We start from the raw sequence: 13,773 nt of genomic DNA on the forward strand, positions 1-13,773 counted from the left end.
CGCTGTTCTCAGGAGCCGAGCCTGCTTCCAGGCGCTCGCCCTAGTCCCTGATGAAGTGGGGCAGGAAGCGGGAGGTGTTGAGGGTGACGGGGCCGGCGTCCTCGCGAAGGCTCATCCCGGCGGCCTGGTCGCCGACGACCCAGGAGCCGACGATGACGTAGTTGCCGTCAAAAGCCGGAGGGGCGTGCAGGGCCTGGCGAATCCAGCGACCCTCGCCATAGCCGCCGTCGACGACCTCGACCTTTCGGCCCTGGTCGATCAGTTCGATGTTCGCGCCCTCGCGTGAGAACAGGGGCTTGCGGACATAGGAGCGGCCGAGCGCGGAATGGGCCGGATCTTCCTCGAAATAGGCTTCCAGCAGGTTGGGGTGGCCGGGGTGGCGTTCCCAAAGCAGGGGAAGGATGCCCTTGTTGGACAGCAGGCTCTTCCACGCGGGCTCCAGCACCGTCACATCGGCGGTCGGCAGGGGCGCGGCGTAGTCGTCGCGCAGCATCTGTTCCCAGGGGTAGAGCTTGAACAGGGCGTTGATCAGCCAATTCTCGTGATCGACGAACCGGCCGTCGGCGTTCAGGCCGATCTGGTCGATGGCGACGAACTGGGGCTCCAGCCCTGCCTGCTGCGCCAGATCCTCGAGGAAGCGAACCGTCTGGCGGTCCTCGACGAAGTCGGCGTCAGAGCTGAAGTGGACGAAGCCGCCGTCGGGGAAGATGGCGCGAAACCGATCGACCAGCTTCTCATGCAGGCTGTTGAACTGGTCCGCCTCGGCCGACAGGACGCCGGCCTTGATCTGATCCTCCAGCCACAGCCACTGGAAGACGGCGGTTTCATAGATGCTGGTCGGGGTGTCGGCGTTGTATTCATAGAGCCTGGCCGGACCTGTCCCGTCGTAGGCGAAGTCGAACCGGCCGTAGAGGGACGGATCGCCTCGCTTCCAACTGTCGGCGACATAGTCCCGCATCGGCTCCGGAATATCGAGCTGCTCCATCAGCCGCTCGGACTGGACGGCCTCGGCCGCCAGATCGAGGCACATGGCGTGCAGTTCTTCCGTCGGCGCCTCGATCCCGTCTTCGACCTCGGCCAGGGACAGGGCGTAGGCGGCGGTTTCGTCCCAATAGACCTCGCCGCCCACGTGACGCCAGGTGAAGCCCAGACTGTCGGCCTGGGTTTCCCAATCGGGGCGAGGATCGAAGCGCAGACGTTCCATGAATCAGGCCGGGTCCTTGTCGGCGATCGGTGCGGATTGGCCCAGGCGCGGGGTCACGATCGTCACCTCCTTCTGCGTCAGACGCGCCAGGACGTCGTCGGCCGAGGTGTGGCCGGGCAGGATGCCGGCGTCGCGCAGCTTGGCGTCCAGGTCGGCGCCCGTGCGGCGATCTTCCAGGGCCTGGTTCTCGCGCAGCTTCTCTTCCTGCACGGCCTGGCGCTGCTTGATGCGCTGCAGGCTGTCGGCGGCCGACCCGATGCGCGATTGGGCGCCGGCCGAGTTCAGCGCGACCGAGGCCTGGGCGCGCTGAACCGACTCATTGACCTTGACGATGTCGATCTCGCGACGAAGCGTTTCGATCTTCTGGTCGGTCGAGGCGATGGCGGTTCGCAGGCGGGTTTCGGCCGTCTTCATGTCCTCGATCAGCGGGCCGCGGCTCGATATCTCGACTTCCAGCTCGGCGATACGGACGGCGACTTCGCGGGCCAGATCCTCCTTGCCCTGGCTGAGGGCCGAGCGCGCCGAGTTTTCGTACTTGGCGATCTGATCGTGGAAGCTGGCCATTTCGTTCTCGGCCAGGCGGCGACGCGCCACCAGGCCGGCCAGGTCGTCGCGCGCCTTGCCCTGGGCGTTGTCGGCGTCGCGGATTTCCTGATCCAGGATCTTCAGGGCGTTGGCGTCGACGACGCTCTGCGCGGCGTCATGGGCCGTGCCGCGGAACAGGGCGGAGAGTTTTCTAAGCATGGACATGGTCGGGTCTCCGGTGTCAGGCGGCTTCGGCGCCGAAGGTTTCGCGCAGTTCGGTCGCCTCGATGGCGTTTTCCGCCAGGGTGCGCAGTTCGATCAGGATGGTTTGCAGCGTGGTCTTGCACGACAGTTCGCCCATCAGTTCGTAGACGTCCTCGCCGCCGACATTGGTAATGGCGAAGTTCGACAGCGGAACCACCCGCTGGGCCTTCAGCAGGAATTCGTTGAAGGCGTGGCGATCCGCCTGCTCGGCCACGGGCCACAGCAGGACGGAGCAGACGATCTGGGCGCCGCCGACGCTGAGATAGATCGGCAGGTCGCCGTATTCATGCATGGTGGCCAGAAGAACGGCGTCCGCGCCTTCCAGCACGCGCAGCGTCATCTCGCCCTCGCGCGTCAGGGAGGAATCGTCTAGCGCCGCCTTGATGGCGGGGACGGTCCAGGGGGTTTCGATCACGGCGTCCATGTGGTGGCGGTCTCCAGGAGGAAGAGGGGCGGAAAAGGGGCGTCGCGGTCGCCCGGCGAGGGGCGGGCCGCGCGTGGAATCGGTGACGATGGCGCGAACGGCGGCCTTGACGTCGTCACGAGCGCTTTCAGGAACCCAAAGCTCCAGCTTGATCAGCCCGGCCTTGCGGCGCGCCTGCCGCCACGCGCGGATGCGTTCCTTGCCGGCTGTGCTGGTGGGGGGCGTTGTGCTCATGTTACATGTAACGCGTAACATGAACCCTTGACATCGCATAGGGGTTTGCGATCACATTGTGATCTGAAGACGATTGGGCATAGAGGGGGCAAGGTGCTGTTGCCAAGGCTGAAGCTGGCGCTGATCTTTGATCGGGCCTTCCATGCGATGGCGGACATGCATTGGCGGATGCTGGGCGGGTTGATCCTGTTCCATGCTTTGTCGTCCTGGCTTCTGCTGGCGATAGCTGGGGAAAAGGGGCTGCACGCCTTCGCATCCTTCTTCTACTGGTATGCAACGACCGCCTACACCGTGGGCTATGGCGATCTAAGTCCGCAAAGCGCGGCGGGGCGGCTGGTTACGGCCGTCTGGATATTTCCCGGCGCGATTGCAGCCTTCACGACTGTGGTGGCCAAGGTGCTGGCTGCGATCGGCGATGTTTGGCGCACCCGTCGTTCGGGCAAGGGGGATTATTCCAGGATGAGCGACGCCATTCTGTTGATCGGCTATCATCCGGCGCGCACGCCCAAGATGATCGACGAATTATGCGCTGAACTCAGCAAGATGCAGACCTTGGTCCTGCTGACGCGCCAGACGGTGACGGACCCGGATCCTCGTATTCGCTATGTCCAGAGCGAGAGCCTGACCTCGCCTGCCGCTCTGGCGCGAGCGGGGGCAGCCAGGGCCAGCCGGGTGCTCGTCTACGCCAGCAGCGACGCTGACACCTTGGCCGCCACGCTCGCCGTGGCCGCAGCGGTCCCCGAAACCGCTCATGTCGTTTGCTTTTTCGAGGATGCGGACAGCGCCAGGTTGACGGCCCAGCATTGTCCCAAGGTCGAGGTTGTCCTGGCTTCGGCCCCGGAAATGCTGGCCCGGGCCGCACGCGATCCCGGATCCAGCCAGGTCATTACGGCCCTGACCAGTCATCTTGACGACGGCGCCACCCTGTTCAGCCTGACCTGGGAGGGCGAGGATCGGCCGATGGGCGACCTGACGCAGGGCTTGTGGAAACAACGTGCGACCCTGTTGGCGCATCAACCGGCAGGTGCGAAATCGCCGCGTTTCAACCCTCCGGGAGAGGCCGACGTGAAGACTGGCGACCGCATCTTCTATGTTTCTCACGTTCGGCTGGATCAGCCGAGCCTGGCGGGAAGCTGAATCCGGCATGTTCAAGAAGCTGTTTGGACGATCGAAGGAGCCGACGTCGGAGTCGCGCCTGGCGGTCGTACGGAACATCACCGTGGGACGCACGGTGGCGCTGGACCCCTTGGCGTGGCGGCGTCTGGGGGAAGAGACGTCCTTCACGCTCGACCGCGACGTGCTGGACATCAGCGCCCAGGGCGTAATCCGCCTGGACGACGGCCAGTACGTCCATCGCTTCTACACCGACGACCACGTCATGCTTCAGGCCATGAGCGATGATGAAGCGGGCGGCGACAGCTACGACTTCAGTCTGTTCGTGCCCTGGACCTCGGCCTATCCGCCCGGCGAACGGGACCGTCGCATCTGGCGCGACCGCCTGTCCGCGCCGGTTTTCCGCGGGGCGAACGAGAACCTGCCTGACTATCCGCGTCTGTGGTTCAGCGAGAGCGACGCCGTCCAGGCGCCGGTCACCCTGTGGGAGACGATCTGGGACGACCGGACGGCGACCAGGCCCTACGCCAGGATTTTCCAGACCTGCATGCTGTATGCGCGCGATCTGGCCGGCGGGCGCGAACTGATGCTCGCCCTGGAGCAGCAGCCCGAGGGCGGCGAGACGACCCACGAAATCATGATCGGCATTCCGTTGGAAATGGCCGAGTTTCGCGCCTGACGGCGCAAAGGAGAGAACGGATGTTCGACTGGTTCGGTTTTCAGCAGGGAGCGATCTCCTTTCTGATCGCCTTTGCGGCGGCGGGGGCCTTCACCCTTGCGTTCAAGCTGATCTATCAGTGGGTCACGCCCTATCATGAGCGCACCCTGATCCGGGATGGCAACCCGGCGGCCGCCATCGCCCTGGGCGGGGCGCTGATCGGCTATATCCTGCCCCTGGCCTCGGCTCTGTCGCACACGGTCAGCCTGGCCGAGTTCGCCGCGTGGGCGCTGTTGGCCGGGGTCATCCAGATCGCAGTCTTCGTGGTCGTCAGCCGTCTGGCCTTCCGCAACCTGGTTGTCCGCATCGAGGCGGGCGAGATCGCGGCGGCGGTCTACCTGGCTTCCATCTCCATCGGCGTCGGCCTGCTGAACGCCGCCTGCATGACGGCGTGACCGGGATGACCGAACTCAATGAGACCAAGACGATGCGCCGACTGAAGCGCTCGCGCGTCCTGCAGGTCAGCAGCCTGATGGCCACCGCCGGCTTCACCCTGGCCGCCTGCGGCTCGCCGCAGCGCGTCGCGCCGCCGGAGCCTGAACCGGCTCAGGTCTATACTTCGCTGGAAGAGTGTCGCGCCGCCAATGACATTTCGGATGTCGAGTGCGACGCTGCCCTGACCGCGGCCCAGAAGGCCGCGGCCGAGACCGGGCCACGTTACGCCACCCAATCCGAATGCGAAGGTCAGTGGGGGCCGTCGCAGTGCCAGCCGAACCACAGCGGGGGCGGCTCCTTCTTCACGCCGCTCCTGGCCGGGTTCGTCGTCGGCCAGATGTTGAACGGCGGCGGATATCGCGGGGGCGGGGCGCTCTATCGCGATCGCGAGGATCGGTATTCCAACGGCTACGGCGGCGGATACGCCTATCGCGACTATCGATCGGGCAAGACCCTGACCAACGGCCGCGAGTACGGCGACGTCGCCCGCCAGGCGCCGAGCCGGGTGCAGAGCCGCACCACGATCGTGTCACGCGGCGGGTTCGGCGGCGGGGGCCGGGGGTACGGCGGCTGATCGCCGCCTTCTTCGTCTACCGCGCCTTCGCCTTCGGGCGACGAACGGCGCGTAATGCACCGTGGTCCCCGCCGCCGCAGTAAAAGAGGTCCGCGCCGTTCGACTCCAGGCCGGACACGCCTGCGCCGGCGGGCATGTCCAGGCGTTCAAGGACGCTTCCCGTCTCGGGGTCGATCCGGCGGATGTCGCTGCCGTCCTCGTCCCATGTCGCATGCCACAACTGATCGTCGACCCAGGTGACGCCGGTGACGAAGCGGTCGGAAGCGATCGTCCGCAGAACCTCGCCGGTGTCGGGGTCGATGCGATGGATCCTACGCGCGCGATACTCCCCGACCCAGAGCGATCCTTCGGCCCAGGCGAGACCGGAGTCGCCGCCCGCGCCGGGGGCGGGAATGGTCGCGATGATCTTTCCGCTGCCGGGATCGATCCTGTGGATCGCCGCTTCGGCGACCTGATACAGGTGAACGCCGTCAAAGGCCGTGCCGGCGTCGGCCGGAGTCTCGATCACCTGGGTGATCTCCCCGCTGTCGGGATCCAGCGCATTCAGGCGATCGCCTGTGGCGAACCAGACGCTTCGTCCGTCATAGCTGACCCCGTGTACGGCTTCGACGCCGGGGAAGGGGCCGTACTCGCGGACGATTTCGGCGGGTGAACGTCGCATGCGCCTGTGCTCCTGATTGATGAGAACAAACCCTAGCGGGCCGGCAGCAGGGTGGAGAGTAACAAGCCTGTCGGGAAACCGGGGGCCTGACGCAAGATCCAGCGGCGAGCCCGGCCATGCCCTATGGCGTCGATCTTTCCGGCGACGGCGAGCGTTTCGATCGCCCGCAGCACGGTGCGCGGACTGACGTCGAGCGCCAGCGCCAGCGCCGAACTGGACCAGGCCTCGCCGTCGGCCAACAGGGCCACAACATCGGCGTGTTCTTGCTCATGCAGCGGCGCCAGGATCGCGACGCCCTCTGTCCCGAGGGGCTGTAGAATGAAGCCTCGCTCGGTGGCGACGACAGCGGCCAGAGGCCCGATCTCCGACCGCAATCGACCGATCTCGACGCGAAGACGCGCACGGTGCGATTCATCCACGAAGCGGGCGCCGAAGGCTTTCCTGAGCAGGGTTTCACGCGCGGAGTCGCCGGGCCAGGCCTCCGCCAGCGCACGAAGAAGCGCGAACAGCGTCGGTCGTCCGGCCAACGAAATCACCTGGTCGCCGAGGCGGAGCCGATGGCGCATGGCATCGACGATCAAGGCGTTCGAAGCGATCAGGGCCTCTATAGCCTCAAGCTTGAGCGGTCTGCTTTCCCCCTGCATCGACAGTATGGCGCCGGGCGCATGAAGGGCGCGGCGAGCGACCTCGACTTCCGCGACCAGGGCGGGGATTCCGGCTTCGCGCGCCGCGGCCGCCGCACGATCCAGGGCCGTGTGCGCCGGTTTCGCCTTGATGCGCCGCATGGCGATCCCGGCGGCGACGAGAAGGCCTCCGGCGCGAGAGGCGAGGGGCAGGGCCTGAATATCGAGCCGGCTCAGCCTCGTTTCCGCTTCGTCCAGCCGCCCGATCACCAGCAGGCAGCGCGCCTGGAGATACCCGGCATGGGCGGCGTTCACGCGATCACCGTGGTGCTCCAGGGCGGGCTGCGCCCGGTCGAGCGCGTCCATGGCCTCGTTGAGGTCGCGCAGGACCAGCGCGATTTCCGCCGCCGCGATGAGACATCGTGCGCGCGCCACGGGCTCCCGCGCGCCGAATACGCGTCCGGCGCGACGCAGCAGGCTTCTGGCGGTCACAAACTCGCCGAGCTGGGCCATGGCGACGCCGCGCAGGGCCAGGGCGGGCGGGTCTTCGCGCAGCGAGACGCGGTTCAATGCGCCGAGGGGATCGCCGAGCGTGAGCGCGCGACCGGCGGCGGTGATCAGGGCGTCCATGCAAACCTCGCCAGATTTGTCACTCTCACCTCTCTCGCATCGTTTCTAGAAGAGAGGCCGATCAAAGGACAGGCGCTCGGCGATGACGATTGAAGGCGGGATGAAAAGCAGGACGCGCTGGCTGGCGCTGACGGCGTCGCCTCTTTTCGCCGTCATGGCCGTGCTCTCGGCCTTTGATCCCCACCCCATGGCCCTCTGTTCGTCGTCTCCGGGCATGCTCCCGGGAGACGGGATGACCCTGATGTACGGGCTGATGAGCCTTTTTCACCTGCCGGTCTGGCTCGATCCCGCCGGGCGCGGCTGACCGATCCGCATAGGAGACTGACGATGCCGCACGAAATCCTGTCTCGCGAAGACTGGCTGACCGCCCGCAAGGCGCTGTTCGAAAAGGAACTGGCCATGACCCATGCGCTCGACGCATTGCGGGCCGAACGTCGGGAACTGCCCTGGGTCAGGGTGGACAAGGACTATGTCTTCCAGGGACCGGAGGGGTCGCGCGCGCTGTCCGATCTGTTCGACGGGCGCAGCCAACTCGCGGTCTATCACTTCATGCTGGCGCCGGGGTCGGATCATCTCTGTCCGGGATGTTCGTTCACCATGGACCATGTCGATGCGGCCCGGCGGCATTTCGAACACGCCGATCTCTCCTTTGTCGCGGTCTCCCGCGCGCCGATCGAACAGATCGAGGCGGCGCGGGCGAGGATGGGGTGGGCGTTTCGCTGGCTGTCCTCGGGCGACGGTGATTTCAACCATGACTTCGGTGTGTCCTTCACGGCCGAGGATCGCGAGGCCGGACGCGCCTCCTACAACTATGGCCACATCCTCATAAGCCGCAGCTCGGACATGTTCGGCGTCAGCGTGTTTGTGAAGGACGAGCACGGCGACGTCTTCCACACCTACTCCACCTATCATCGAGGCACAGAGCTGCTGATGGGCGCCTTCAACTGGCTGGACCTGACCCCCAAGGGACGCAACGAAACCGGCGGCACGATGAGCTGGGTCAGGCTGCAGGACGAATACGCTGACTAGCCCCCTGGATGGCTCATCCAGCCTGGCGTGACTTCCGCCGACGGCCTTCGTGCTGGATCACGCCCCAACTGATGGCGGCCAGCAGGCCGAAGAAAAGCAGGTAGGAGGTCGAGAGATAGGCCCGGCTGACGATGTCCAGGTTCAGCGCGTAGCCGATATGGGTGGCGACCGTGATCAGTTGAAAAGCCGCCGCCCAGAGCAGCCATGCCGGGGAATAGCGCCAGGCGAGCGCCGCGAGGAACAGGAACAGGGTGGCGTCCACGGCCATGATGCTCCATTGAGGCGCATGCAGATCCGCGGTGTTCTGAACCAGGGGCGTGACCAGGGTGGCGATGATCACGGCGATCATGGCCAGCCGCTCCGGCCGTCCGCCGCGCCAGAGGGCGAGCACGGCGACGACGACGAGCAGGGCCGTCAGGCCGATCTGAACCGGGGTCTCTAGCTGTTGCATGACTCCTGCATTGGCCGGATCGAACCGCAGGATCAAGCGATAGTCACGCAACCTCGCGAAGGCGGCCTGCCGGTCGCGTGGCGTCGTCCGGCTTGCCGGTCATCGGCCCGGTCAGCACGACATTATGGCCGACGAGCCATGGCGCCGCCCCGGCCAGGGCCTGGTGGGCGGCGACGAGCCGACCCCGAGCTTCTCCCAGGGCGCGAACGGCCTCGGTCGTGGCGGACAGTGCGTCCGCGCCGAGGACGGCAGACAGGCGATGATCTAGCCGAGCGTTGGTCAGAGTGTTGATCAGGGCGGAAGCGTCGCGCAGCGAGATGTCCGCGGAATCCTCGGCCTGGAACAGGGCGTCGGCGATGGTCTGGGCCAGTTGGCGTCTTTGCATGGGGGATCCTTGCCGATGCACGAGCGTCGGAGCTGATCGGGAAAACGGGGGGGGGGGGCGGCGGAGTAGGGGTCAGCGACCCGAAAAAAGACGGTCGACGGCCTGAACGGCGAGTTGCAACTGCACGCCGCCGCCTAGAAGGGCGGCCAGCAGGACCGAGGCGACCACGGCGATGACGAGAATCGACATCATCCGTTTGAGAGGGGAAGCGGACTCTCCCCGTCGGGCCTCTTCGGCGGTCGATCGTTCCCGCAAGGGAGAACGAGCGCGATGCAGAAAATCTCGCGCATCAAGTCGAGCGGAGAAAGCGTCCCGGCCGCCTGTCGCGTCATCGACAGCAGGTTGAGCGCCTGATCTCTCTGCTCGTTCGTCGCCGCCAGCTCGTCGAATATCGCCTCCACCTCTTCCCAGGTCAGGGAAGGGAGACGTGCGAGCGTCTGCGGCATTCACACCTCCTTTCGCCAGGTCATCAGTGGCGAAAGCGGTCGGATCGGCCACGGGGAACGGCGCCTCTACGACGTCGCTCCGTATGTCGGAGGAAGTAAGAAGCCGCGCGGCTTGACGGCGGTTCTGGACGCCCAGCTTGCGGCAGGCGTTCTCTATGTGCTTGTCGATGGTTTTCGGAGACTTGCCCGTGAAACCGGCGATCTCCTTGGACTGATAACCCTGGCCGACCAGGGACAGGCATTCGCGTTCAGTGGGCGTAAGCCGCGCGCCGATACCGGATGAGGCGTGCGCAGGCATGGGCTCAACTCGTCTCGCAGGCGTCCACGGCGCAGGCGGGGCCGCGCAGGGTCTTCACATGCTGATTCTTGCGGCCCGCAGAATAAATCATATGCGCGGTTTACAGTTCGTCGCTGGGATTGGCGAGCCTTGCGCCTGGTGCGAGCGACGACAAAGGCGGCAAAGGAAAAGGCCGCCGGTTTCCCGACGGCCTTCCTACGGCTTGTCCGTTCCGATCAGAACTTGAAGCTGGCCCGCAGCAGCAGGGTGTATCGGACGTAGTCTTCCAGCAGTTCCGCGTCGCCGGTGATGGCCAGCATGCCCAACTGGTTGCCGACATTCAGGCGGAAGCCGAGGATGGGGCCGCCGCCTTCGATCGAGGCCGGGTCCAGGGTGAAGGCGTCGCCGCCCGAGGCGAAGCGGGCGATGGTCTTGCCGGCGTCGACCGAGAAGTTCTGGCGCCAGCCCAGACGGATTTCCGGGCGAATCCAGCCGTTCTGGCCGAAGCCGTAGCCGATGTTGACCGCCGCCACGCCCGAGAAGATGTGGCCGTCGCGCTCTTCGATGTCGAGGTTGAAGCCGTCGCCGCCGCCTTCTTCTGTGCGGGAGCCTTCGCTCAGGGAGAAGTACTCGCCATAAATTTCGGGGCGGATGTTCACGCGGCCGAACATGCGTTCATACGAGGCGCCGCCGGCGGCCGACAGGGTGTAGCCGTGCCAGTCGGACACAGCCTTTAGGTTCAGGCCTTCGGCGACCAGCTTACGGGTCGATTCAAACGAGGCGTAGCCGCCTGCGGCGCGGGCCCAGGTCGTCCAGTACTGGCCCTGGGCGCGCCAGTAGAGGCCCAGCTCCAGCAGGTTGGCCGACAGGACTTCCTCGGCCGCAGCCTCCGGATCCTCGATGTCGGAGGAGGTGAAGGCGGCCGACAGGCCGATGGCGCCCATGCTGGTGCCGCGTTCGATGCCGCCCGCTACGCCGAAGCCTTCGGAACGGAAGCCGTAGGAGTCGGTCTTGTCCTTGTCGGCGTAGAAGTTGATCTCCTGCACCCAGGCGCTGGTTTCGCCCGGCGCGGCCGAGGCGTTGCGGCCCGTCAGGGCGCGGGTCACGGCGTCCACGCCGGCCGCCAGCGACATCAGCGAACCGCCAGAGTGATCCGGCAGCATCTGCTCGTAGATGTCGAAGAAGCCGTCGCGCGTCGTCTGGTTCAGGATGGCGTTGCGGATCGCCTCATTGCTCTTCAGCGCGCCGTAGATCGAGTCATAGGCGGCGGATTCGACGCCGATCATGCCGGCCTCTTCGGCCGTGCGGCGCTTGGCGTCGACATAGACCTGGCCGGCGCCGACATCGACGCCGGTCTTCACGACGAAGGCGTAGGGCGAGTTCTTCTGGACCGCGTTGGGATCATGGGCGCCGACGGTCAGATTGCCGTTGCCGGCGTCGATGATGGTGAAGCGCGTCGGCGCATCAATCAGCGAGTTGAATCGCACGCCCAGATCGGCGGTATCGGCGATATTGGCGCCGCCGTTGACCTTGAAGCCGCTGTTGGTCGTGGTGGCGGGATCCAGGGTGACGATCAGGGAGCCTTCAGCGCCGACGTTCAGGCCGGTGACGGTCATCTGGCCCAGTTGTCGGGCGTCCAGGGTTCCCTTGGACACATTGATGTTCAGCAGGCCGTCGCTGTTCGTCAGCTTGCCTGTGACGACGGCGCCGCCGGAGATCGACAGGCTGTCGGCGCCTGCGCCGAAGTCGATATCGCCCGTCACCGTGCCGTTTCGGATGTCCAGCACATCGGCGCCGGAGCCCAGACGGATGTCGCCGACGACGGCCGGTTCCTTCGAGTCTGGAACGCCGTCCTTATCCGTGTCGGGCAAGGTGGTGTCGGTCGAAGTGACGCCGTTCTGAACGAAGGTCACGCCTGTCGTATTGGCGCTGACGTCGATGGCGACGGCCTTGCCAGTCTGCGCCACATCCGCTGTCGGCGTGATGCCGGTCAGGATAGTGCCGGTGTTGGTGATGCTGGTCAGCGTGCCCGATTGATCGCGTACGCCGTAGACGTTCGTCTTGGACCCGGCCGCGGCGGCCGTGATCTGTCCAGAGTTTTCAAAGCGCTGCATGGAGGCGCCGGCGGCGATGTTTACGCCTGAGGCCTCATGCGTTCCGTCACTCACCGCCGTCGCCTGAATGGAGCCCGAGTTGACGAACCCTGGAGTCGTGGCGCCAGCGCCGATCAGGACCGCCGTCGAGTTCGACTTATTCGCGCTTGAACCGATGCTGCCAGCGTTATGTACGCCGCCGTTGACCGTGACGGATTGACCGGTTCCGCCGATCTGCATGGCGACGGCGTTGTTGTTCGCGTAGATGCCGGCGGCCTCGATCGAGCCGCGATTGATCAGGCCATAGGCGTTGCTGCCGGTTCCGACGACACCGACCGTAACGGCCTTGTCGGCCGATCCGACCAGCACAGCGGGGGCGCTGCCGTAGGCGCGAATCGTAGCCGTGCCTTCGCTTGCGTCAGGAAGACCGTCGCCGTCGCGGTCAGGGTCGTCCCGGTTCTTGATGCCGTCGCCGTCGTCGTCCTCGTCGCCGTTCTTGACGCCGTCGCCGTCGTCATCGCCGTCGATACCCTTGGGACCATAGGTCGGGCCTGTGTCGAACAGAACGCCGCCGGTCACGTCGCCGCCGATGCGCACGGCGGGGCCGCCTTGCAGCAGATCGTCCGCGTCCAGCTCATCCAGATAAAGGGCGTCGTCGCGAGCCCCCGTCGTGGGGCGGGTCGGCGGCGGGGTCGTGTAGCGGAATCCAGTACTCGTGATCGCGCCTTGAATCTTGACTGCGCCGTTCACATTGCCGTCGAGCGCGACGCCGACCGCATCCTTGCCTTGGGCGGCCACAGTGCCGAGAACGGCGACATTGCCGGTGACAGGTCCGGTTACGTGGATGCCGTAGGCGTTGTCGCCCAGGGCGCTGATCGTACCCAGATTGGTCAGATTGCCGACCAGAGGGGCTTCAACCGACAGCCCGGCGGAATTATTGCCTTCGACCTTGATGGCGCCTGTGCTTTCGACAAGGACGTTGCCCGTCAGAGGAGAGGCGCCCCTGATGCGCACGCCGTAGCGATCCGTGCCCTCGGCGAAGGGGCCGTCCAGGTCGCCGTCCTTGTCGGTGTCCGTGTATTCAGTGATCGAATCGGTGACGGAGATCGTGCCGCCGACCGTGACGTTGGCCGTATTGCCGCCGTTCACCAGAATGCCGGTCGAACCGCTGGCTGACTTGTCCATGGTGATGGACGAGCCTGCATCCAGGTCGATGCTGTGGCTGGAATCGACGGTGACGGCCGTGCCGCTGGCGACCGTTATGGAGCCGCCCGTGGCCATGCGGATGTTGTTGGGCGCCGTGCCCGTGGCGGTGGAGGTCGAGATCGGCGTCGTCCGGGCCGTGTTGATCACGGTCTCGGTCGCCGTCTGGGCCTGAACGCCGGCTGCGGCCATCAAGGGGGCGATCGCTACGGCGGTCGCGAGCAGAATACGCATTAGTTCAGAAACCCCTCATGGACACACGCGCGCCATAACGCCGGGCTCCGTCTAACAGGCTCGGCGTCGTTATGCCCCAAGTTTCTCGAATTTGAGGCGATTGCAAGGCCTGCCCTAGCTAGCGCAAGCTGAACGGGAACTGAAGAACCGCATTCGTTGGAGACGGGAAGAAAACGTCGCTTGAGCGGAGCAGTTTACAGCGCTACGGGCGATTCATGGTGAGTTCCAAGCGCGCCCGTCGCATCCAAAG

General features: G+C 65.7%; 15 protein-coding genes. 6 read left to right on the forward strand and 9 right to left on the reverse strand.

Annotation, left to right across the window (positions count from 1 at the left end; all coding sequences use genetic code 11):
- Nucleotides 1–40: 40 nt before the first annotated feature.
- The 3 genes from ABIE19_RS12145 to ABIE19_RS12155 are packed head-to-tail and all read right to left on the reverse strand — an operon-like array spanning nt 41 to nt 2,651.
- Nucleotides 41–1,204, reverse strand: a complete 1,164-nt coding sequence (locus tag ABIE19_RS12145) for a glutathionylspermidine synthase family protein (protein ID WP_354089456.1) — start codon at nt 1,202–1,204, stop codon at nt 41–43.
- Nucleotides 1,205–1,207: 3 nt separating this feature from the next.
- Nucleotides 1,208–1,954, reverse strand: coding sequence for a PspA/IM30 family protein (locus tag ABIE19_RS12150; RefSeq protein ID WP_354089457.1), 747 nt, complete (start codon nt 1,952–1,954; stop codon nt 1,208–1,210).
- 16 nt (nt 1,955–1,970) lie between these two features.
- Nucleotides 1,971–2,651 (reverse strand): YjfI family protein, encoded by a 681-nt coding sequence (locus ABIE19_RS12155; protein ID WP_354089458.1) that lies wholly within the window; start codon nt 2,649–2,651, stop codon nt 1,971–1,973.
- Nucleotides 2,652–2,744: 93 nt separating this feature from the next.
- Here ABIE19_RS12155 and ABIE19_RS12160 point away from each other — a divergent pair, with 93 nt between their 5' ends.
- From ABIE19_RS12160 to ABIE19_RS12175, 4 genes are read left to right on the forward strand one after another with little or no spacing between them, the layout of a single operon-like run.
- Nucleotides 2,745–3,788 carry a potassium channel family protein gene (locus tag ABIE19_RS12160; RefSeq protein WP_354089459.1) on the forward strand — a complete coding sequence of 348 codons (1,044 nt, stop codon included), beginning with the start codon at nt 2,745–2,747 and terminating at the stop codon, nt 3,786–3,788.
- A 7-nt stretch (nt 3,789–3,795) separates the two neighbouring features.
- Entirely contained in the window at nt 3,796–4,443 is a 648-nt protein-coding gene (locus tag ABIE19_RS12165) for a DUF2491 family protein (protein ID WP_354089460.1), read from the forward strand.
- A 20-nt stretch (nt 4,444–4,463) separates the two neighbouring features.
- Nucleotides 4,464–4,877 carry a DUF350 domain-containing protein gene (locus ABIE19_RS12170; protein ID WP_354089461.1) on the forward strand — a complete coding sequence of 138 codons (414 nt, stop codon included), beginning with the start codon at nt 4,464–4,466 and terminating at the stop codon, nt 4,875–4,877.
- A gap of 5 nt (nt 4,878–4,882) precedes the next feature.
- Nucleotides 4,883–5,491 carry a DUF1190 domain-containing protein gene (locus ABIE19_RS12175; protein ID WP_354089462.1) on the forward strand — a complete coding sequence of 203 codons (609 nt, stop codon included), beginning with the start codon at nt 4,883–4,885 and terminating at the stop codon, nt 5,489–5,491.
- A gap of 16 nt (nt 5,492–5,507) precedes the next feature.
- Here the strand turns inward: ABIE19_RS12175 and ABIE19_RS12180 are convergent, their stop codons facing one another.
- Nucleotides 5,508–6,152 (reverse strand): Vgb family protein, encoded by a 645-nt coding sequence (locus ABIE19_RS12180; RefSeq protein ID WP_354089463.1) that lies wholly within the window; start codon nt 6,150–6,152, stop codon nt 5,508–5,510.
- Between the two features lie 32 nt (nt 6,153–6,184).
- Nucleotides 6,185–7,405, reverse strand: coding sequence for an HTH domain-containing protein (locus ABIE19_RS12185; RefSeq protein ID WP_354089464.1), 1,221 nt, complete (start codon nt 7,403–7,405; stop codon nt 6,185–6,187).
- 100 nt (nt 7,406–7,505) lie between these two features.
- On the opposite strand from ABIE19_RS12185, the gene ABIE19_RS12190 reads away from it, so the two are divergent.
- Nucleotides 7,506–7,709, forward strand: coding sequence for a hypothetical protein (locus tag ABIE19_RS12190; protein ID WP_354089465.1), 204 nt, complete (start codon nt 7,506–7,508; stop codon nt 7,707–7,709).
- A 23-nt stretch (nt 7,710–7,732) separates the two neighbouring features.
- Entirely contained in the window at nt 7,733–8,434 is a 702-nt protein-coding gene (locus ABIE19_RS12195; protein ID WP_354089466.1) for a DUF899 domain-containing protein, read from the forward strand.
- Between the two features lie 13 nt (nt 8,435–8,447).
- On the opposite strand, the gene ABIE19_RS12200 is transcribed toward ABIE19_RS12195, so the two are convergent.
- The 4 genes from ABIE19_RS12200 to ABIE19_RS12215 form a co-directional block, all read right to left on the reverse strand.
- Nucleotides 8,448–8,885, reverse strand: a complete 438-nt coding sequence (locus tag ABIE19_RS12200; protein WP_354089467.1) for a hypothetical protein — start codon at nt 8,883–8,885, stop codon at nt 8,448–8,450.
- 43 nt (nt 8,886–8,928) lie between these two features.
- On the reverse strand, nt 8,929–9,270 hold the full coding sequence (locus ABIE19_RS12205; RefSeq protein ID WP_354089468.1) for a hypothetical protein: 342 nt from the start codon (nt 9,268–9,270) through the stop codon (nt 8,929–8,931).
- A gap of 72 nt (nt 9,271–9,342) precedes the next feature.
- The gene (locus ABIE19_RS12210) at nt 9,343–10,014 is read right to left on the reverse strand and encodes a helix-turn-helix domain-containing protein (protein ID WP_354089469.1); all 672 of its coding nucleotides are present in this window, start codon (nt 10,012–10,014) and stop codon (nt 9,343–9,345) included.
- 215 nt (nt 10,015–10,229) lie between these two features.
- Nucleotides 10,230–13,523, reverse strand: coding sequence for an autotransporter outer membrane beta-barrel domain-containing protein (locus ABIE19_RS12215; protein WP_354089470.1), 3,294 nt, complete (start codon nt 13,521–13,523; stop codon nt 10,230–10,232).
- Nucleotides 13,524–13,773 lie beyond the last annotated feature (250 nt).

The organism is Brevundimonas faecalis, from assembly GCF_040549405.1.
In the GTDB taxonomy this organism is placed as follows: domain Bacteria; phylum Pseudomonadota; class Alphaproteobacteria; order Caulobacterales; family Caulobacteraceae; genus Brevundimonas; species Brevundimonas faecalis.